Annotated in this window: 20 protein-coding genes; 7 read left to right on the top strand and 13 right to left on the bottom strand. The window is 66.6% G+C overall.

Features of this window, described 5'->3' with window-relative positions:
* Positions 1-74: 74 nt before the first annotated feature.
* Positions 75-1,016 carry a methylenetetrahydrofolate reductase [NAD(P)H] gene (gene metF, locus ACP7A3_RS08280; protein WP_017977665.1) on the bottom strand — a complete coding sequence of 314 codons (942 nt, stop codon included), beginning with the start codon at positions 1,014-1,016 and terminating at the stop codon, positions 75-77.
* Positions 1,013-1,981: an ArsR/SmtB family transcription factor gene (locus ACP7A3_RS08275; RefSeq protein ID WP_043060629.1), complete on the bottom strand. Its 969-nt coding sequence runs from the start codon at positions 1,979-1,981 to the stop codon at positions 1,013-1,015. The genes metF and ACP7A3_RS08275 overlap by 4 nt, the downstream gene beginning before the upstream one ends.
* A gap of 106 nt (positions 1,982-2,087) precedes the next feature.
* Between ACP7A3_RS08275 and ACP7A3_RS08270 the strand changes: the two genes are divergently transcribed.
* The 3 genes from ACP7A3_RS08270 (at position 2,088) to ACP7A3_RS08260 (ending at position 3,842) form a co-directional block, all read left to right on the top strand.
* On the top strand, positions 2,088-2,459 hold the full coding sequence (locus ACP7A3_RS08270) for a hypothetical protein (protein ID WP_017977663.1): 372 nt from the start codon (positions 2,088-2,090) through the stop codon (positions 2,457-2,459).
* A 196-nt stretch (positions 2,460-2,655) separates the two neighbouring features.
* Positions 2,656-2,895 carry a hypothetical protein gene (locus tag ACP7A3_RS08265; RefSeq protein WP_294314830.1) on the top strand — a complete coding sequence of 80 codons (240 nt, stop codon included), beginning with the start codon at positions 2,656-2,658 and terminating at the stop codon, positions 2,893-2,895.
* Positions 2,892-3,842 (top strand): aldo/keto reductase, encoded by a 951-nt coding sequence (locus ACP7A3_RS08260; protein ID WP_426256151.1) that lies wholly within the window; start codon positions 2,892-2,894, stop codon positions 3,840-3,842. The genes ACP7A3_RS08265 and ACP7A3_RS08260 overlap by 4 nt, the downstream gene beginning before the upstream one ends.
* A 230-nt stretch (positions 3,843-4,072) precedes the next feature.
* On the opposite strand, the gene ACP7A3_RS08255 is transcribed toward ACP7A3_RS08260, so the two are convergent.
* The 6 genes from ACP7A3_RS08255 to ACP7A3_RS08230 form a co-directional block, all read right to left on the bottom strand.
* Complete coding sequence (locus ACP7A3_RS08255; protein ID WP_426268130.1) at positions 4,073-4,387, bottom strand: DCL family protein; 315 nt, start codon at positions 4,385-4,387, stop codon at positions 4,073-4,075.
* A complete protein-coding gene (locus tag ACP7A3_RS08250) occupies positions 4,387-5,178 on the bottom strand; it encodes a KilA-N domain-containing protein (RefSeq protein ID WP_426256153.1) in 792 nt (263 codons plus the stop codon). Before ACP7A3_RS08250 ends, ACP7A3_RS08255 begins: the two co-directional genes overlap by 1 nt.
* A gap of 658 nt (positions 5,179-5,836) precedes the next feature.
* Positions 5,837-7,429, bottom strand: a complete 1,593-nt coding sequence (locus ACP7A3_RS08245; protein WP_426256154.1) for an isocitrate lyase — start codon at positions 7,427-7,429, stop codon at positions 5,837-5,839.
* Positions 7,430-7,567: 138 nt separating this feature from the next.
* Positions 7,568-8,953: a helix-turn-helix domain-containing protein gene (locus ACP7A3_RS08240; protein ID WP_017977657.1), complete on the bottom strand. Its 1,386-nt coding sequence runs from the start codon at positions 8,951-8,953 to the stop codon at positions 7,568-7,570.
* A 234-nt stretch (positions 8,954-9,187) separates the two neighbouring features.
* Positions 9,188-9,568, bottom strand: coding sequence for a type II toxin-antitoxin system death-on-curing family toxin (locus ACP7A3_RS08235; RefSeq protein ID WP_426256155.1), 381 nt, complete (start codon positions 9,566-9,568; stop codon positions 9,188-9,190).
* Positions 9,565-9,882, bottom strand: a complete 318-nt coding sequence (locus ACP7A3_RS08230) for an AbrB/MazE/SpoVT family DNA-binding domain-containing protein (protein WP_426256156.1) — start codon at positions 9,880-9,882, stop codon at positions 9,565-9,567. The genes ACP7A3_RS08235 and ACP7A3_RS08230 overlap by 4 nt, the downstream gene beginning before the upstream one ends.
* A 23-nt stretch (positions 9,883-9,905) precedes the next feature.
* Between ACP7A3_RS08230 and ACP7A3_RS08225 the strand changes: the two genes are divergently transcribed.
* On the top strand, positions 9,906-10,862 hold the full coding sequence (locus ACP7A3_RS08225) for a cation diffusion facilitator family transporter (RefSeq protein ID WP_294215743.1): 957 nt from the start codon (positions 9,906-9,908) through the stop codon (positions 10,860-10,862).
* 75 nt (positions 10,863-10,937) lie between these two features.
* Complete coding sequence (locus tag ACP7A3_RS08220; protein WP_426256157.1) at positions 10,938-11,600, top strand: hypothetical protein; 663 nt, start codon at positions 10,938-10,940, stop codon at positions 11,598-11,600.
* Positions 11,601-11,823: 223 nt separating this feature from the next.
* Here ACP7A3_RS08220 and ACP7A3_RS08215 read toward each other — a convergent pair whose 3' ends face one another.
* The gene (locus ACP7A3_RS08215; protein WP_426256158.1) at positions 11,824-12,474 is read right to left on the bottom strand and encodes a DUF4893 domain-containing protein; all 651 of its coding nucleotides are present in this window, start codon (positions 12,472-12,474) and stop codon (positions 11,824-11,826) included.
* On the bottom strand, positions 12,471-13,256 hold the full coding sequence (locus ACP7A3_RS08210; RefSeq protein WP_426256159.1) for a 3-hydroxybutyrate dehydrogenase: 786 nt from the start codon (positions 13,254-13,256) through the stop codon (positions 12,471-12,473). The genes ACP7A3_RS08215 and ACP7A3_RS08210 overlap by 4 nt, the downstream gene beginning before the upstream one ends.
* Positions 13,257-13,357: 101 nt before the next feature.
* Here ACP7A3_RS08210 and ypfJ point away from each other — a divergent pair, with 101 nt between their 5' ends.
* Positions 13,358-14,272, top strand: a complete 915-nt coding sequence (gene ypfJ / locus ACP7A3_RS08205; protein WP_426256160.1) for a KPN_02809 family neutral zinc metallopeptidase — start codon at positions 13,358-13,360, stop codon at positions 14,270-14,272.
* A gap of 153 nt (positions 14,273-14,425) precedes the next feature.
* On the opposite strand, the gene ACP7A3_RS08200 is transcribed toward ypfJ, so the two are convergent.
* Entirely contained in the window at positions 14,426-15,673 is a 1,248-nt protein-coding gene (locus ACP7A3_RS08200; RefSeq protein ID WP_426256161.1) for an N-acetylmuramoyl-L-alanine amidase family protein, read from the bottom strand.
* Positions 15,674-16,165: 492 nt separating this feature from the next.
* Here ACP7A3_RS08200 and ACP7A3_RS08195 point away from each other — a divergent pair, with 492 nt between their 5' ends.
* Positions 16,166-18,862 carry an Rne/Rng family ribonuclease gene (locus ACP7A3_RS08195; protein WP_426256293.1) on the top strand — a complete coding sequence of 899 codons (2,697 nt, stop codon included), beginning with the start codon at positions 16,166-16,168 and terminating at the stop codon, positions 18,860-18,862.
* A gap of 605 nt (positions 18,863-19,467) precedes the next feature.
* Here ACP7A3_RS08195 and ACP7A3_RS08190 read toward each other — a convergent pair.
* Positions 19,468-19,755 carry a hypothetical protein gene (locus ACP7A3_RS08190; RefSeq protein ID WP_017977648.1) on the bottom strand — a complete coding sequence of 96 codons (288 nt, stop codon included), beginning with the start codon at positions 19,753-19,755 and terminating at the stop codon, positions 19,468-19,470.
* Positions 19,756-19,840: 85 nt separating this feature from the next.
* Positions 19,841-20,023 carry a CsbD family protein gene (locus tag ACP7A3_RS08185; protein WP_017977647.1) on the bottom strand — a complete coding sequence of 61 codons (183 nt, stop codon included), beginning with the start codon at positions 20,021-20,023 and terminating at the stop codon, positions 19,841-19,843.
* Positions 20,024-20,147 lie beyond the last annotated feature (124 nt).

Genomic DNA, 20,147 nt, shown 5'->3' with positions numbered 1-20,147 from the left:
ACCGCTTACCGCCCCCTCCACCATTCGGCTGGCGCCGAACGGTTCCCCTCCCCCTGACGGGGGAGGACTTTCATTCACGCCGCCGCCGCGTCCTGCATCGGCTTCGCCCGCACGCCCAGCAGGTGGCAGATCGCGAACGACAGCTCCGCCTTGTTGAGCGTGTAGAAGTGCAGCGACTTGCAGCCGCCCGCGTACAATTTGCGGCTCAGCTCCGCCGCCAGCGTCGCCGCCACCAGCTGCCGCGCGGCGGGATGATCCTCCAGCCCGTCGAACAGCCGTGCCAGCCACGCCGGCACCTCGGTGCCGCACATCTTGCTCATGCGCACGACGCTGGCGAAGTTGGTGACCGGCATGATCCCCGGCACGATCTCCGCGGTGATCCCGGCGGCGGCCACCTTGTCGCGATAACGGAAGAAGGTTTCCGGCTCGTGGAAGAATTGCGTGATCGCGCGCGTCGCGCCCGCATCGATCTTGGCCTTCAGATTGTCCAGATCCGCCGCGACGCTCACCGAATCCGGATGGCATTCAGGATAGGCCGCGACCGAAATCTCGAACGGATGCAGCCGCTTCAGCCCCGCGACCAGCGCGGCGGCATTCTCATACCCGCCCGGATGGCTTTCGAATTTCGCGCCCGCCGCGGGCGGATCGCCGCGCAGCGCGACGATGTGGCGCACGCCCGCCGCCCAATAATCCTCGGCGACCTGATCGATCTCCGCCCTGGTCGCCTCGACGCAGGTCAAATGTGCCGCCGCCGCCAGACTCGTCTCGCGCTGGATGCGCGCAACGGTGGCGTGCGTGCGCTCCCGCGTCGACCCACCCGCGCCATAGGTGACGGAGACGAAGCTGGGCCCGAGCGGCTCCAGCGTGCGCACCGCTTCCCACAATTGCTCGTCCATCTTCTCCGTCTTGGGCGGGAAGAATTCGAACGACACGTCCAGATGGCCGCCCACGTCCGCATACAGCGGTGCCTTCAGCGCGATCTGCGCCTCTTCCAGCTGGTTCACCGAAATCGTCATGCCGCTCCAACCTTCTGCAAAGGCACCTCACGCAAGCTGGCGCCGGACTTGCGCCCCAGCCATAAAGTCACCGTCAATTCGCCGCCGCCCAGCGTCTCCGTCCGGGCGAGGGCAAGCCCCGCATTGCCGAACCAGCCCGCGATCTGTTCGTCCGCAAAGCCCAGCCGCGTGTGCGCGTTGCGCGTGCGCAGCTCCTCGCGGTCGTGCGGCGCGAAATCGACGATCAGCAACCGCCCGCCCGGCCCCAGCACGCGCGCCGCCTCGGCGATCGCCGCGCCCGGCTGCTGCGCGAAATGGAGCACGTGGTGCAGGATCGCGACATCCGCCGCGCCATCCGCCATCGGCAGCGCATACAGGTCCGCCTGGCGCAATTCGGTGTTGGGCCGGTCGTGCAGCTTCGCCCGCGCCAGCCGCAGCATCTCCGACGATCGGTCGATGCCGAGCGCGCTGTCCGCCTGGTCGCCGAACAGCTCCAGCATCCGCCCCGTGCCCGTGCCGATGTCGATCAGGCTGCCGAGCGGCCCGGTGCCCAGCACCGCCGCCATCGCCGCCTCGACCTCGCTCTCCGCGACGTGGAGCGATCGGATCGCATCCCATTCGCCCGCATGCCCCTCGAACCACGCCGCCGCGCTCGACGCGCGATCGGCGCGCACCGCGGCCAGGCGCGCGGCATCCGCCACCGCCCAATGATCGGGCTCATATTGCGTCCAGGCGTCGATCGCGCCCGCGACCGGCTGCGTCGCCGCTGCCTCGCCCAGCGCCACGAACACCCAGCTGCCCTCCTTGCGCCGTTCGGCAAGGCCCGCATCGCACAGGATCTTCACGTGCCGGCTGACCCGCGGCTGGCTCTGCCCCAGCACCTGCGCCAGCTCGCCCACCGACAGCTCCATCGTGCGCAGCAGCGAGAAGATGCGCAGCCGCGTCGCGTCGGCAAGGGCACGGAAGATATCGAGTGCATGGGCCATGATCGCATCAACATATAAAGATATCTTTATATGCGGTCAACGCGGACCGAAACGGTCGCAAAGGCGTTTGCGGCGGGTTAGACGTTTTACCTGGGAGACCCAATTCATGAAGCGCCTGCTGATCCTCGCCGCCCCGCTCGCCCTTGGCGTCGCCGCCTGCAGCCAGAATGCGCAGGACCAGACCGCCGAAGCCGGCAACGCGATCGCCGCCGATGCCGCCGCGACCACGCGCAACGCGGTCAGCGATGTCGACGCCGCCACCGACGAAGCCTTCGGCTCGGCCGAACGCCACCTCGACAATGCGGGCAACGCGATCGATCGCGCCGCCGACCGTGCCGACGCACGCGCCGATCGCGCCGGCGAAAACATCGACCGCGGGCTCGACCGCGCCGGCCGGTCGATCAGCAACGCCGCCGATCGCGCCGCCGACGCCACCGGCAACACGCTGGAACGCGCCGGCCGCGCGCTGAAGGACTAAGACGAGTCGACCGGCGTGATAGTCCTCCCCCGCCAGGGGGAGGTGGCATGCCGAAGGCATGATGGAGGGGGAGGAACCACCAACAGATGTTGGCTTACCGCCCCCTCCGTCACCGCTCCGCGGCGCCACCTCCCCCTGGCGGGGGAGGAATGAATATCAACCGCATCCAACACACACTGGGGGAATTGACCGCCACATGTCGAACCGGATCGCCACGGCGCTCATCCCCCTGTTGCTCTCCGCATCGCTCGCCGCCTGTTCGGGCGGCAGCGACGATCCCCGCGCGGTGACGCCCGACGAAGCCGCGCAACTGAACGACGCCGCCGCGATGCTCGACGCCAACAGCATCGATCTCGACGCGGTCAGCGACGACGCCGCGAACGACACCCAGCCCGCCGCCAACCCGCCCGCCGCCAACCAAATGGACGCCTCATGACCCAGCTGCGCCGCCTCGGCTCCACCGACCTCCGCATCGCGCCACTGGTGCTCGGCGGCAACGTCTTCGGCTGGACCGCCGACCGCGACGCCAGCTTCGCTGTCCTCGACGCCTTTGTCGCGGGCGGCGGCACGATGATCGACACCGCCGACGTCTATTCGGCCTGGGTCGACGGCCACAAAGGCGGCGAATCGGAAAGCATGATCGGCGACTGGCTGCGCCACAGCGGCAAGCGCGACGACGTGCTGATCGCGACCAAGGTCGGCATGATGCCCGGCGAAGGCGGCGAAAAGCTCGCCCCCGCCCGCATCGTCGCCGCCGCCGAAGCCTCGCTCAAGCGCCTCGGCACCGACCGCATCGACCTGTATTACGCGCACCAGGACGACGACACAGTCCCGCAGGAGGCGGTGCTCGAAGCCTTCGGCACGCTCATCGACGCCGGCAAGGTCCGCGTCCTCGGCGCTTCCAACTTCCACGCCGCGCGCCTCAAATCCGCGGTCGACCTCGCCAAGGCGAGCGACCTGCCCCGCTACCACGTGCTCCAGCCCGAATATAACCTCGTCAGCCGCCACAAATTCGAAGGCGAGTTGCAGGATTACTGCGTCATCGAAAACATCGGCGTCCTCCCCTATTACGGCCTCGCCTCCGGCTTCCTCACCGGCAAGTATCGAACGAAGGACGACCTCAGCCAAAGCGTCCGCGGCGGCCGCATGGGCGAACTGCTCGAAGGCAAAGGCGCCGCCGTCCTCGCGGCGATGGACGGCGTGGCGGAGGAAACCGGCGCCACCCTCGCCCAGATCGCGCTGGCGTGGCTGATGGCGCAAGAGGGCGTAACGGCCCCGATCGCCAGCGCGACCAGCGTCAAGCAGCTCGAAGACCTGCTACCGGCGATGGAACTGGAGCTGAGCAAGGAGCAGCTGGAGCGGCTGACTGACGCGGGGGCGTAGCCATCCTTAGGTAACAAGCTGACGCGCCAGCACAGGCGCGAGCATCACGGCGTCCGACCTACCGTATGTACCCAGAAGAGGATTTTAAGATTGGCACCAAAAATGGCGGAAATCTGAGTCTTCCGAAATTGCGTCGGGACGGTTGTATCAGCTCTTAGTACAAGCCGGGGCAGAGGATTGGCCGATTTTAAGTCCTTAGCAGGGACTCGAACCAGACATGCGCTTTAGCCCTAATCGTAAGACTTCTTTTCAAGGCAATGCTGATAGGAGAAGTCGATACGGCTACCATCAATACGGGTGATCCAAAAGCATCGTTGATTGGCATAATCGGGGGCGGGGCCAACCGAGATATGGGCGATACCCTTTCCAACCTTATCAGCTTCTTCGTCATGGCGACGTAGCAACGCTGTTAAATGCGCTGCATCCTCGTCATTGACCCGATCCCCCATAGAATAACGTTGAAGCATTTCGCTAAAGAATATTCGGGCATCGCCTACCTTAGAGAATGCTTTCGTATCTATCGCAATCGACCGGGCTTTTCCCATCATCTAGCTCCAATGAAACCGGCAACGTCCGAATAGTTTGGAAGGGCTAGCAACCTCTCGATATGAGGCACTGCCTTTCTGTCTCGATCTCCAAAGTAAGGGATTGCACGCTTCGCCATCCAAACCTCAACGAAGTGACGCCTAAAGTCTGCGAGTAAATGGTTAGGATATGCCCTTGCGTTTATGGCACGACCATCTTCGTACACATGTATATAGGTTGGCATACTGTCAGGATCATGGCCATTCTCCCGCAACCAGCCCGAAAACATGCGCCCTTCTGATATATCAGGAACCATGTTGTCGGGTAGAACATAGCCAAGATGCTCAAGCGGCGCGATGAGTGCAACCGTCATCTCATTCAGCATTGAGAAATGTCCATTGGGGACGTTAGTCATATTAGCCATGTAGCGGCGGAGATGGTACGGGAGATTGCCGCCAGGAACCTTCCCGGTCATCCAATCGAAAATCCATTGGGTCACTTTCACGGCAAACTGCGGCGATATCCACTGAGCTAGATGGATTGCGACCTGCGGATGCACCCACGTACCCCTTAGCTCATTCGCGCCGGTCATGACTGTGACGACAAGTAGGTCTACGGGAATTCCCGTAGACCCCGCTAACGCCTCGAGGAACAGGGGCGTTGTGCGGAGGCGGCTGTAATCGTTGAACAGCTTGCCGCCTGCCTTGCACATCGCAGTCGCGTTGACGTAGCCGTCCTTCACCCTCTGATGGATGACCTCAGCCTCAAGCTGATATTGAACAAGCGGCAACGCAATCTGAAACTCAGCCACAGTACCTCCCCTGAAGATACTGGCAGCTTATGCGCAGCCCCTCCAATGTCGATTCGTAACCTGCACCGATTCGGCTACGGCCTGAAAATGGCGGAGATTTGTGAGAGGGCAATCAGAGAAGAGTACGCGGCGGTTTAACCCCGCATTCCGGCCTGCCCGGCTGGCGAATACGACACGCCTAGCGCGACCTGCATTATCGCGCGTGGTTCTGCATCCCTGCACGACATGTCACCGTAACTAGATCATGGCTAGACCGCTGCTGTCCAGAAAGACCAAACGAGCTATTCGCCACATTCCTGGTGAAAGCGCAGCATCAGCCATCTTGATAATTCCCGACGTTCCCAAATATCAACAGCCGGCGACCGATCCGAAACGGCGCATGCCCCGGACGGCGAGCACGCGAAGGTTTGCCCTTTCCCGCACGGAACAAATGTGAAACACTCAGCCCCGCACCGACTCGGCGCGCCGCTCTTTCTCTCCCCACCCGCGGGGATCGCATACACAAAACCGCCCGCCGGATAGCCCGGTCGAGCGGTGATCGAGGCGCCATCCGGCACGATCGCCGGGGAAGGCTTTCGGGACGTTACGTACCGTCCACTTCGTCCACTTCCGCGGGGCAAAACGGCCCCCGCACCGTCGGGCACGGGGGCCGCGGGGGTTACGCCGCGAACTGGTTCATCGTGTTGTGGACCCCGCCCGCCTTCAGCGCGGCCTCGCCGGCGAAATACTCCTTATGGTCGTCGCCGATGTCGCTGCCCGACATGTTCTGGTGCTTCACGCAGGCGATGCCTTCGCGGATTTCACGGCGCTGCACGCCCTTGACGTAGCCGAGCATGCCCTCGTCGCCGAAATAGGCCTTGGCGAGGTTGTCGGTGCTCAGCGCCGCGGTGTGATAGGTCGGCAGCGTGATCAGGTGGTGGAAGATGCCGGCCCGCGCCGCCGCATCCTTCTGGAAGGTGCGGATGCGCTCGTCGGCCTCCTCTGCCAGCGGCGTGCCGTCGTAATCGACGCTCATCAGCCGCGCGCGGTCGTACGCCGACACGTCCTTGCCCGCCTCCGCCCAGGCGTCGAACACCTGCTGCCGGAAATTGAGCGTCCAGTTGAAGCTGGGGCTGTTGTTATAGACCAGCTTGGCGTTCGGCACGACCTCGCGGATGCGGTCGACCATCGACGCGATCTGTTCGATGTGCGGCTTCTCCGTCTCGATCCACAGCAGGTCGGCGCCGTTCTGCAGCGACGTGATGCAGTCGAGCACGCAGCGATCCGCCCCCGTACCTTCGCGGAACTGGAACAGGTTCGACGGCAGGCGCTTGGGCCGCAGCAGCTTGCCCTCGCGCGTGATGACGACGTCGCCGTTGCCGACCTGGGTCACGTCGATCTCGTCGCAGTCGAGGAAGGCGTTATACTGGTCGCCGATGTCGCCCGGCTCCTTGCTGAACGCGATCTGCTTGGTCAGGCCCGCGCCCAGCGAGTCGGTGCGCGTCACGATGATGCCATCGTCGACGCCTAGCTCCAGGAAGGCGTAGCGGCAGGCGCGCACCTTCGCCAGGAAGTCCTCGTGCGGCACGGTGACCTTGCCGTCCTGGTGGCCGCACTGCTTCTCGTCGCTGACCTGGTTCTCGATCTGCAGCGCGCAGGCGCCCGCCTCGATCATCTTCTTGGCGAGCAGGTAGGTCGCCTCGGCATTGCCGAAGCCTGCGTCGATATCGGCGATGATCGGCACGACATGCGTCTGGTGATTGTCGATCGCCTGGGTCAGCCGCTGCGCCTCCACCTCGTTGCCGCTCTCGCGCGCCTTGTCGAGCTCGCGGAACAGCAGGCTCAGCTCGCGCGCATCCGCCTGGCGCAGGAAGGTGTACAGCTCCTCGATCAGCGCGGGCACGCTGGTCTTCTCGTGCATCGACTGGTCGGGCAACGGGCCGAACTCGCTGCGCAGCGCCGCGACCATCCAGCCCGACAGGTACAGGTAACGCCGGTCGGTGGTGCCGAAATGCTTCTTGATGCTGATGATCTTCTGCTGCCCGATGAACCCATGCCAGCAGCCGAGCGACTGGGTGAAGGCCGCCGGGTCGGCATCGTACGCCGCCATGTCCCGCCGCATGATTGCAGCGGTATATCGCGCAATATCGAGGCCGGTCTGGAAGCGGTTCTGCAACCGCATACGCGCGACCGATTCGGCATCGATCCCGCCCCAGGTGGCGTGGCCGCCGATCGTCTGGCGGGCGGTGCCGATCTGCTGCTGGTAGGTCATGTCGCATATCCCTCGCTGTCTGGATGCGAGGATGTGTACGGACATTGACACGGCATTCAGAGGGAAATGCGCCGCAAATCGCGTGCAAACGTCACGTCATCAGCGTTGGCGACTGTCAATTTGTATGATTGTTTTCAGTCAGTCGCCGGTGAAGGTGAACCCCGACACGCCCCGATCCCGCTCGTTGATCAGCAGCGCCCGCCCCGCCGGCGGCGCCGACCGCTGCGGACAATCGGTCCGCTGGCACGCCCGACACCCCAGGCCGATCGGCGTCGCATCGCCCTTCAGGTCGATGCCCCGTGCCACCGCCAGCGCCCCGCCCAGCTCCGCCGCCACGCCGATGCCGACGGCGAATTCGGCCAGCACGCCGCCATAGCGCCGCCGCTGCGGCGTCACCGTTCGCGCAATCGTCAGCCACCGCGCCCGGTCCTCGAGCTCCACCAGCTGCACCGCAAGGCTGCCCGGCCGATCAAACGCCTGATGCAACCGCCACAGCGGGCAGCGCCCCTCCGCCTCAGCGAGCGGCGACCCGCTCGCCCCGGAAAAGCGCTTCGAACACTGCCCGGCGCGATCGATGCGAATGAGGAAGAACGGCAGGCCCCGCGCCCCGACGCGGTGCAGCGTCGTCAGCCGGTGCGCCACCTGCTCGAACCCCGCCCCGAATCGCCGCTGCAACAGCTCCAGGTCGTACCCCGTGCTCTCGCAAGCCCGCAGGAACCGGGCATAGGGCATCATCACCGCCGCCGCGAAATAGCTGGCGAGATGCCGCCGGAACAATCGCTCCGCCGAACGGTCGGCAAAGCCCGCCCCCTTGGCGAGCGCATCGATCTCGGCCCGCGCCTCGATCTGCGCCAGCTGATACGCCGCGGCAAAGGTCCGCGACGCCGAATCGAGCACTTCGCTCAGCTGCAACTGCCGGGCATGCAGGTCGAGTCGGCGCAGCAGATCGGGCATCACGTCGACGGGCAGGATGCGGATCGTCAGCTGGTGCTTGACGCGCAACCGCTCGGCGATCGCGCCGTACAGGTCACCCGCCCCCAGCCGCAATTCGTCCGCCAGCGCTTCGGCCAGACTGTCGAGGTCCGCGAAATGCCCGCGCCACCGCTCGATCTCGCGCCGCACCTCCGCGACGGGGTCGGCGGCATCGCCGTCCCGCGCAGGCCCGGCGCCCAGCCGATCGTACGCCCGCGCAAACGCCTCCGCCCCGCCCGGCGCTCCGGCGAGCCATTCGGCGATCTCGTTGCGATCGATCTCCAGGTCGGCGAACAGCGGATCGGCCAGCCGCCGCCGCATCGCCGCCTCGCCCCCGCCCGGCTCACCGGCGGTCAGCGCGCGCGGATCGAAGTCATATGATTCGGCCAGCCGCACCAGCAGCGCCGCCGACAGCGGCCGCTGGTTGCGTTCGACGAGATTGAGATAGCTCGGCGAAATGCCCAGCACCTCGGCCATCGCCGCCTGCGTCAGCGCCGCCTGCCGCCGGAGCCGCCGCACCGCATGCCCTGCAAACAATTTACGCTCGGCCACGCCCCACTCCCCCACGCCACATCTGCGCTACGGGATGGCAACTCCGTGCGCTTGTCATTTTGTTACAGCATGACGCGCCTGCTTGTCCATGTGGTGGACACCATGACCCCGCTGCGCATCCCGCCCCTCTCGCCGCACCCGCCCCCACCTAGCTAACGGAATTCTCGAAAGTTTCCTGGGGAGGAAAGGTGGCCGCCGGCATCTCGTATGCCGGCGGCCATTCCCGTTCAGGGATCAGGCGATATGGCCGCGAAACCAGTCCGCGAGTTCATCCACGCTCAATTCCCCCGCCGCCAATGCAAGAAAAGCAACCACCACCTCCGCATCGGTTGCGGTCAGCGTATAGCCGTTGAGCATCAGAAACGTTTCGCTGACCACCAGCGCGGTACGCTTGTTGCCGTCGACGAACGGATGGTTTCGCGCGATCCCGAAGGCATAGCTCGCCGTCAGATCGGCGACGTCCGGTTCCCCGTATGCGATCAGGTTGTGCGGACGCGCCAGCGCACTTTCGAGCATCGATTGGTCACGGATGCCCGCGGCTCCCCCATGCTCCGCCAACTGCTCCTCATGCGCGACGAGCGCGACCTCGATGTCAATCCAGACCCAGTCACTCATTTGGCCAGTTCGCGCAGCGCGTCGCGGCGCTTGCGCATCACCTCCCGCGCCGCTGCCATCTGGTCGGCGAACCCGATATCCTGTTTGCGCAGGAATACGCCGCCGTCCTTGGCGATCACATCGACCGTGTCGCCCTGTGCGACACCCAGTTGGGCCAGCACATCCTTGGGCAGGATCACGCCCTGCGAATTGCCGATCTTGATCACGCGAATTTCCGTCGCGGCCTTAAGGCTGGAAAGCTTGTTCATACGCTCGTTATAACAGAGCCGCGGGAGCCGATCCATCGGCTCATGCGTCTCGTCACCACGCCGCATCGTCGGCGCAACAGGGAGCGACAATGGCAGACGGGCTGACCGCGCGGATCCGCGAGAATATCGTGCTGTACGGGGCGCTTGCCGCCAATCTCGGGATCGGCGTCGCCAAGTTCGTCGCCGCGGGCATCACCGGCTCGTCGTCGATGCTGACCGAGGGCGTCCACAGCTGCGTCGACAGCGGCAACCAGGTGCTGCTGCTCTATGGCCAGCACCGCGCCAAGCGCGCGCCCGATGCCGTCCACCCCTTCGGCTACGGGCGCGAGCTGTATTTCTGGGCGTTCGTCGTCGCGATCCTGATCTTCGCGGTCGGCGCAGGCGTGTCGGTGTATGAGGGCTATCGCCACATCATCACGCCCGAACCGTTGCTCGACCCACTGGTCAACTACATCGTGCTCGGCATTGCGATGGCGATGGAGGGCGCGTCTTGGTTCATCGCGATGCGCGAATTTTCGAAGGCGAAGGGCAAGGCCGGCTGGTGGCGCGCGATCCGCCAGAGCAAGGATCCGGCGGGCTTCATCGTGCTGTTCGAGGATTCGGCCGCGCTCGCCGGCCTCGTCATCGCCGGGGTCGGCGTCTGGGCGAGCCATTATTTCGTCGATCCGCGTATCGACGGCGTCGCGTCGATCCTGATCGGCTTGATCCTCGGCCTCGTTGCCGTACTGCTCGCCCGCGAAGCCAAGGGCCTGCTGATCGGCGAGCGCGCCGACCCGCAGGTGGTGGAGACGGTGCGCGACATCATCGCGCGCCATCCCGCCGTCACGGCCGTCAACCACGTCCGCACCATCCACACTGCGCCCGATGCGATCTTCGTCGCCGCCAGCGTCGATTTCGACGATGCCCTTACAATGGGCGCGGCCGAGACGCTGATCGAGGAGCTGGAGGACGAATTGCGCGCCGCGGTCCCGCGGCTCAGCTCGATCTATATCCGCCCCGAAAAGCGCGAGAATGCCGCGACGCTCGCGCATCCCGTCCAGGCTTAGGGGGCGCGAAAATACCACGCCGCCTCAGTGTGATCCCCGTTGCTCAAGCCCCGCCGCCGCCTGTATCATCCGCGCATGGTTCGCTCCCTCCTCCGCCCGCTGCTCGCCACCGCGCTGCTGCTGTCCTCGCTGTTCGGCGCGGCGCCCGCGTGGGCGGCGGTGACGATCACCTTCTGGAGCCATGAGCTCGGCAACAGCTTCCCGCACGCCTTCTTTACGTTGCGCGGCGTGCCGGATGCCGGCGGCGCGCCGGTCGATGCCAATTACGGCTTCACCGCCAAATCGGTGTCGCCCAAATTGCTAATGGGCACCGTGGCCGGACGGCTCGACATTTCGAAGCCGTTCTACATCGCCGGCAGCGACGCGCAGTTCTCGGTCGTCCTCACCGACGCGCAATATAACGCCGTGCTCGGGCTGGTCGCGGCGTGGGACGAAAAGACCGGCGACGCGCATTACAATCTCAACCAGCGCAACTGCGTCCACTTCGTCAAGGAAGCCGCCCGCATCGCCGGCCTGACCGACCTCGACCGCCCGAAACTGATGAAGAAGCCGCGGTCCTACCTTCAATCGATCGCCGAGGCGAATGCCGGGCGGGTCACGTTGGTGAAGATGCACGGCAAGGCCTATCTCGCGACGCTGCCGCCGCTCACGACGACGCCCGTGGTGGCACCGGCAGTGATGGCGGCGCCAGCGGCTGCTGCGACAGCGGCGATGCCGGTGGCAACAGGCGCACCATAACCCCCACCCTCCCCGTCACCCCGGACTCGTTCCGGGGTCCACTCTGCGGCGAGGGGAATGGCAAGATGCTCCAGCCGTGCCCGTGCGGCCCGGTGGACCCCGGACCAAGTCCGGGGTGACGGCGGGGGGTCAGCGCGGGGGCCGGCAAGAGGCTCCAGCCTCGCCCCCGCGGCCGGTGGACCCCGGAACCAGTCCGGGGTGACGACGTGGGGAGGAAAGCCCGCTACGCCGGCACGATCTCCATCACATCCAGCGTCGATTGAAACCCCGGGAACGGCAGCACCAGCCGCCAGCGCGCTTCGCCGATCCGCTCGACGAAGCCCGCCATGTCGCGCCGCAGATCGCGGCCGTATGGCATCGGCCGCGCCTCGTCGCCGAGCGCCAGCGTGCCGAGGAAGATCGTCCGCGAATCGGTGCTGTCGAACAGCACGCCGCTCGCCCGCTGCACGCCGTCGGTGGCGAACTGGCGCTTGGGCCCCTCCCCTTCGACCCGGCACGCCGTCCAGGCGCCGCTCAGCAGCGCGCGCGGCGGCGGCGCGGTGCCGGCAAGCCGCTCGGCGCCGTTACCGCCCAGCCGATAGGTGCGGCAGCGATAGGCCCCGGGCTTCAGCATCTCACCGCGGATCACCTGGTCGGGATTGAACAGCGCCGGGTCCGCCGACAGCACCGCTGCGCCCGCCGGATCGGCACGCGCCTCGGCCAGCGCCTTCACCCAGGCGTCGCGCCATTCGCGCAGGCGCTGCCGGTCCTCCACCGTCGCCACCGCGCGCCAGTCGACCGCGGCCGTATCGGGGTCGCGCACATGCGCCAGCGCCGCGCCTGCCAGCACCGTTGCGACCAGCGCCGTCGCCGTGCCCAGCCACACGCCCCTCATGCGGCCGTCCAGCCGCCGTCGACCGACAGGTTGGCGCCGGTGATCGCCTTCGCCTCGTCGCGGCACAGGAACAGCGCGAGCGCCGCGACCTGTTCGGGCGTCACGAATTCCTTGGTCGGCTGCGCGGCGAGCAGCACGTCGTTCATCACCTGCTCGCGCGTCAGCCCGCGCGCCTTCATCGTGTCGGGGATTTGCGCCTCGACCAGCGGCGTCCAGACATAGCCCGGCGAAATGCAATTGACCGTGATGCCGTGCGTCGCGGTCTCCAGCGCCAGCGTCTTGGTCAGGCCCGCGATGCCGTGCTTGGCCATCACATAGGCCGATTTGTTGGGGCTCGCGACCAGGCTGTGCGCGGACGCGGTGGTAATGATCCGCCCCCAACCCTGCCGCTTCATATGCGGCACCGCAGCCTTGGCGACATACCAGGCCGACAGCAGGTTGATGCGGACGATCGCTTCCATCTTGTCGTCGGGAAAGTCCTCGATCGGCGACACGTGCTGGATGCCGGCATTGTTGATCGCAATGTCGATCCGCCCCGTCTCGGTGACGGCGCGGTCGATCAGCGCCGCGATCTGGTCGGGCTTGGTCATGTCCGCCGCGTCGTACAGCGCAGCCGCGCCGCTGGTCGCCGCCAGCTCGGCGCGGATCGCCTCGATGGCATCGGCATCGCCAAATCCGTTGATGACGAGGCTCGCGCCCTCCGCCGCCAGCGCCTTCGCATAGGCGAGGCCGATGCCGGAGGTGGAGCCGGTGATGACCGCGGTCTTGCCCTGAAGGATCATGCTACTCTCCTGATAACACGCCTGTCGTGGCGCCAAGCGCAGCCGGTTGCAACCGGGGGACGGGTTCGGGCATTCGTTACACACGCTAAACGGAGCCTGCCATGCGCCTCGACGATTTCGATCCCAATATTGACGTCGAGGACCAGGGTAACACCGGCGGTGGTGGCTTCGGCGGAGGCGGTGGCGGCGGACTGCTGTTCGGCCTGTTGCCACTGATCGGCAGCCGCTTCGGCTGCGGCGGCATCGTCGTCGTATTGCTGTTGTTCGCGGTGTTCGGCGGGCTTGGCAATCTCGGTAGTCTCGTGGGCGGCGGAGGCGGCAGCGGCACGCAGGTGACCCACAGCGCCCCGTCCGAAGGCCGCGGCGCGACTGCGGTCTGCTCATCCGACCCCGACAAGCGCGCCGCCTGCAACGCGTTCAGCTCGGCGGAAAATACCTGGGAAAAGATCTTCGCGCAAAGCGGCGAGCGCTTCCGCGCCCCGGGCCTCTCCTTCTTCAACCAGAACGGACGGTCGGGCTGCGGCGCCGCGCAATCGGCGATGGGCCCGTTTTATTGCCCGACCGACCAGCGCATCTACCTCGACACCAGCTTCTTCAACGAACTGGCCAATCGCTTCGGCGCCAAGGGTGACTTCGCACAGGATTACGTGATCGCCCACGAATTCGGCCACCATATCCAGAACCTGCTCGGCACGTCGGACAAGGTGCAGCAGATCCAGCGCAGCAGTTCGGAACGGGAGGGCAATGCCGCCTCGGTCCGCCTCGAGTTGCAGGCCGATTGCTACGCCGGCGTCTGGGCGGCACAGAACCGCAGCCGCATGGAGCCGGGCGATCTGGAAGAGGGCCTGACCGCCGCCGGCGCGATCGGCGACGACACGCTGCAAAAGGAAAGCCAGGGCCGCGTCGTTCCTGACAGCTTCACCCACGGCACCTCCGCCCAGCGCCAGACCTGGCTGCGCCGCGGCATTGAAACCGGCGATCCGGCGGCATGCGACACCTTCTCGGGCGCGATCTGATCGGCGATTTCGAACGGCGGTGAACGCCGCCACACCCGCCCCGTCATCCCCGCGCAGGCGGGGATCCAGACGCGCTACCGTAGCGGCTCCATCATCGACGGTAGCGGTTATGGATTCCCGCCTTCGCGGGAATGACGGACCGTCGGGAAAGCCCTACCGGCTCGCCATCTGCCGCGCGAAATGCACCTCGACCGCCTTGGTCACGCTTTCCGCGATCTTCTCGCGCCCTTCGCTGCTGTCGAGGAACGCCGCATCGCGCGGGTTGGAGATATAGCCCGTCTCGAACAGGATCGACGGCATGTCGGGCGCCTTCAGCACCATCAGCGACGCCATGCGATGAAACACTGGCTTGGTCGGGATCAGCGGCTTGGCCTCGCGTCCCAGCAGCCGCGCGAAGTTCGCGGACGTATTCATCGTCTCGCGCTGCGCCAGGTCGATCAGGATCGACGTCACGTCCGCCCCCGCATCGCCCAGGTTCACGCCGGAGATCACGTCGGCCTTGTTCTCGCGCGCCGCCAGCCGCGCCGCTTCCTTGTCGGACGCGACTTCGGACAAGGTGTAGACCGACGCGCCGCTCGCCTCCCCGCTGCCCACGCTGTCGCAATGGATCGAGATGAACAGATTGGCCTTCAGCCGCCGCGCGATGCCATAGCGTTCGCGCAGCACCAGAAAGCGGTCGTCGTCACGGGTCAGCGCCACGCGCACCCGCCCGGTGGCGAGCAACTGGTCGCGAATCGTCTTGGCGATGCGCAGCGTCACATCCTTTTCGCGCAGCCCGGTCACCGGGTTGATCGCACCCGGATCGACGCCGCCATGCCCCGCATCGATCACCACCAGCGGCCGGCTGTCGTCGCCGCGCACTTTGGGCAGCGGCAGGCCGCGCGCCGGGGGCGGCACCGGCACCGACACTTTGTACTTGGGTCGCGCCGCCCAGCCGCCGATGTCGAACGACAGGAAACTCAGCGGCCCCGCCGCCCCCGCCGCCGCGAAGCGGGCCGCGCTAGCCGGCTCGATCGACAGCACCAGGCTGCGCCCGTCCTGCTCGAATGAGGCATCGCCGATGATCGCCGGCCGCGCGAGGTCGAACAGCAGCCGCGTGCCCGCACCTTGCCGCAGCTGGGTGACGCCGCTCACCGGACCGCCGCCGCGCGCCCGCGCGCCGGGCACGGCATCGGCGATGTCGACGGCGATCTGGCGGCTGGCCGACAGGATCTCGCCGCTCGCATCCGCGACCGGGCCGTCGAAGCGGATGACGATCCGCCCGTCCTGCACCGCGACGCTACGGATCATCGTCGCCGCCCAGGCGGGCGCGCTCGTGAACCATCCCGCAATCAGGGCGAACAGCGTCAGCACACGGCGTCCTTGCCGCGACAGGCGTACGCGGGTCCAGCGAAAAGCCATACACAACCCCTCGGGCGATTCTGAACGCGATCGCCACGGGGCCGTTGTGACGCACAGGGTCCCAACAGGGGGTTGCCCGGCAAGGTTAATCCGGAATTCGGCACGATTTTGCCGGCCGATACGGCAAGTTCCTGCCAGTTGCGGTTCGCGCAGGCCGATGCTACCAACGGACTGCACCCGTGCGTCGCCCGTGAATACAGATCGGCGATGCGCCGGTTCTCGCGCCGTCCTGGCGCGGTCTTAACCAGGTTGACGCTCGCATGACGCACTTTTCCACCGTTCGACACCGCCCGGCCCCGGCCGGCGGCGTGTCGGGCGTGCGGGAGGGCCGTGCCCCCCGATGTGCCGGGCGAGCAGACGCATCTTTGCCACAAACCCGCGCCGGTCCGCCCGGCGCCACCTATCAACGCGCATGCGCGCCCTGCCGCCCGGTCCGTCACGGACCCGCCGCCGGAGCGCCACGCGCGCGGAGACTATTCAATGACCACGCGTATGCTGATCGACGCACGCCACCGGGAAGAAACCCGCGTCGCCGTCGTCAAGAATAACCGGATCGAAGAGTTCGATTTCGAATCCGCCGAACGCAAGCAGCTCAAGGGCAACATCTATCTCGCCAAGGTGACGCGCGTCGAGCCGTCGCTGCAGGCGGCGTTCGTCGATTACGGCGGCAATCGCCACGGCTTCCTCGCCTTCAGCGAAATCCACCCCGATTACTATCAGATCCCCAAGGAAGACCGCGACGCGCTGCTGCGGGAAGAGGCGGAGCATGCCGCGGAAGAAGCCGCGCTGCGCGCCGAGCATGACGACGACGATCATGACGATGATGCGCACGACGATCGCGACCACGACGATTACGACGACGCCGATCATCATGACGACGACGATGCCGATCACGACGACGCCGAGGGCGGCGAAGGCGCCCCCGCGAAGAAGCCGCGCAATGGCAACGACGATCAGGTCGAGGCGCTGCGCCAGCGCCGCATGAATCTGCGCCGCCGCTACAAGATCCAGGACGTCATCCGCCGCCGTCAGGTGCTGCTGGTGCAGGTCGTCAAGGAAGAGCGCGGCAACAAGGGCGCGGCGCTGACGACCTATCTGTCGCTCGCCGGCCGCTATTGCGTGCTGATGCCCAACACGTCGCATGGCGGCGGGATCAGCCGCAAGATCAGCAACGCCGCCGATCGCAAGCGCCTGAAGTCGATCATGGCCGACATGCAGCTGCCCAGCTCGATGGGCTGCATCGTCCGCACCGCCGGCCTGCAGCGCACCAAGGTCGAGATCAAGCGCGACTTCGATTATCTCGCGCGTCTGTGGGATGGCATCCGCGAAGCGACGCTCGGCTCGTCGGCGCCGGCGCTGATCTACGGTGACAGCGACCTCATCAAGCGCGCGATCCGCGACATCTACAACAAGGACATCGACGAGGTGATCGTCGAGGGCGAAGAGGGTTATCGCCACGCCAAGGAGTTCATGCGGCTTCTGATGCCCAGCCACGCCCGCCGCGTGAAGCAATATGCCGACGCCGTGCCGCTGTTCCAGCGCGCGCATGTCGAAGATCAGCTCGCCGCCATGTATCATCCGGTCGTGCAGCTGAAATCGGGCGGCTATCTGGTCATCAACCCGACCGAGGCGCTCGTCTCGATCGACATCAACTCCGGCCGGTCGACGCGCGAACATAATATCGAACAGACCGCGACGGCGACCAACCTCGAAGCCGCCAAGGAAATCGCCCGCCAGCTGCGCCTGCGCGACATGGCCGGCCTCGTCGTCATCGACTTCATCGACATGGACAACAATTCCAATGTCCGGAAGGTCGAGAAGGCGATGAAGGAAGCGCTGAAGGACGATCGCGCCCGCATCCAGGTCGGCCGCATCTCGTCGTTCGGCCTCATGGAAATGAGCCGCCAGCGCCTGCGCACCGGCGTGCTCGAAGCCTCGACGCGCCCCTGCCCGCATTGCGAAGGCACTGGCCTCGTCCGCACCGCCTCGTCGGCGGGCCTCAGCGCGCTGCGTCTGATCGAGGACGAAGCGGCCCGCGGCCGCGGTTCGGTGCTCACCCTGCGCGCCAGCCAGGAAGCGACGATCTACGTCCTCAACAAGAAGCGCGCGGACATCGCCGAGATCGAGGATCGCTATGGCGTGATCGTCGAGATCGTCCCCGATCGCGAAGAGGAAGGCGCGCGCATGTCGGTCGAGGCCAGCGGCCCGCCGCCCGCGCACCCGCCCAAGATCGAGGCGCTGGTCGAGGAAGACTATGACGACGTCCCCGACGATATCGAGGACGAGGAAGAGGAAGACGAGATCGTCGAGGCCGTTGAGGAAGAGCCCCGGCGTGAGCGCGAGCGCGAGGAACGTGGTGAGGGCGAAGGTCGTGGCCGCCGCCGCCGCCGTCGCGGTCGCCGCGGTCGCAACCGCGAGGACGAGGCTGGCGACACCGCGTCGGACGATACCGCCGAAGCACCGGTCGACGCGACCGACGCGGAGGATGCCGACACCGACGTCGAGCCGGTCGCGGGTGACGAGGCGGAGACCGTCGAGGCCTATGGCGAGCAGCCGCAGGGCGAAGGCCGTCGCCGTCGCGGACGTCGCGGGCGCCGTGGCGGTCGCCGCCATGCCGAAGGCACGCCGGCCGAGGGCACGGACGCCGCGGTCGACAGCGCCGATGGCGACGCGCCGGCGGCCAACGAACCGATCGTCGAGGCGGGCGATGCCGGCCCGGTGACGACCGGTCTCGACGCGCCGGCCCCGGCGAAGGTCGAGGACGCCGAGCCCGTCGAGGCGCCGCGCACCCGCCGCCGCCCGCGCGCGCGCAAGGTCGCCGACGCGGCGCCGGTCGAGGCCCCCGCCGCGGCCGAAGCGGAGCCCGCCGCGGCCGAAGCGCCGGTCGCAGCCCCGGCCGCCGACGCCGAACCGGCGCCCAAGCCCAAGCGCACCCGGAAGAAGGCCACCCCGGCACCCGCCGCCGAAGAGGCTCCGGCCGCCGAGGCGCCCGCCGCGGAGGAAAAGCCCAAGCGTCGCCGCACGCGCAAAGCCGCCACGACCGATGCCGCCCCTGCGGACACGGTGACCGCGCCGGAACCCGCCACCCCGGCCGAGCCCGAGGACGCGGAAACCCCGGCGACCGACACCGCCACCGACACCGGCGAACAACCCCGCCGCGGCTGGTGGCAGCGCACCTTCGGCGCCTGATCGCCCACGCCCACAGCGGCCAACAAAAAACGCCCTCTTCCACACGGAAGGGGGCGTTTTTATGTGAGCGGACGGCCGAACCACACACCGCGCCGCCTGCCCGAACGTCATCCCAACGACGGCTGGAATCTCCCGGTGGCAGGACGCGACAAGAGCCGCAAAAGGTCCCAGCCTCCGCCGGGACGACGTCGGTTATGAAGCATGCGCTGCAAACAGCGCGATCGCAGACCGAAGACCCCGCGCCGCCATGCCGGCACACTCAGCACTCGGCAGGTAGGTCACGAGACACCCGCCCCAAACACCCCCGTCATGCCGGACTAGTTCCGGCATCCACCGCGCCGCGCACGAGTAGAAGGTGTGTCACGCAACGATCGTAACCAGCACAACGGACGCCACAAGCGCCCCACACCTGATCCCAGCCGCACTCAAACCACCGTCATTCCCGCGAAGGCGGGAATCCAGACTGGCAAGCCTCACGGCGCCTGCCGCAACGGTAGCGGTTCTGGATTCCCGCCTCCGCAGGAATGACGAAAAAGAGGGAGAGGAACGGCCTGGCAATAGACCGGTCGAACACACCGGTCCCAAACCAACCCGCCCCCTCACCCTCAGCGCAGCTTCTCGGACCCGTTCTTCAGCGCCGCCTTCTGCTCTTCGGTCATCGCCTGCGCATTCACGTCGGCGTCGTCGATCGCATCGGCCTGCTGTTCGCCGCTCTTGCGGATTTCCTTGGCCTGGTCCTTCAGATTGTCCGCGGCCTGCTCCATCGCATCGGCGCGGTTGTCGTAGGACTTTTCGACCTCGGAGCCGAGCTTGTCGTCGCCCTTGCCGCCGCACGCGCTCAGCGAGAGCGCCATCGCCACCAGCGTCGCGCCGGCCAGAATCGTCTTCTTCATGTGTCGTCCCCTGTTGTTGTCCAAGCGAAAGGGCCGCCCCGCGATGCGAGACGACCCTGTCGGTTACACAAACTGATCCTGTGAATCAGATCTTGTCGCCGAGCGCGCCCTTGACGCTGCCCTTGACGTCCTGACCGGTGCCCTTGGCCTGCTGCGCTTCGCCTTCGGCCACCAGACGGTCATTGTCGGTCGCCTTGCCGACGGCTTCCTTGACGTTGCCGGCGATCTTGTTGCCGGCCGCTGCGACCTTATCGGTGAATTCGCCCATCGATCGTCTCCTGCGATTGACTGCGACCCGCCAGCCGGGCCGCTTGATCTATCGCAAGAACAACGGGCCGAAGTCGGACCGGTTCCGTGACAAAAACTTTAGCGTCTGGTGCGGAACCAATACG

The sequence above is a fragment of the Sphingomonas sp. DC5200-1 genome, from assembly GCF_049897245.1.
Taxonomy (GTDB): Bacteria; Pseudomonadota; Alphaproteobacteria; order Sphingomonadales; family Sphingomonadaceae; genus Sphingomonas; species Sphingomonas aquatilis.
The sequence above is the reverse complement of the archived record's forward strand: the minus strand, read 5'-3'. Positions and strand labels throughout refer to the sequence as shown.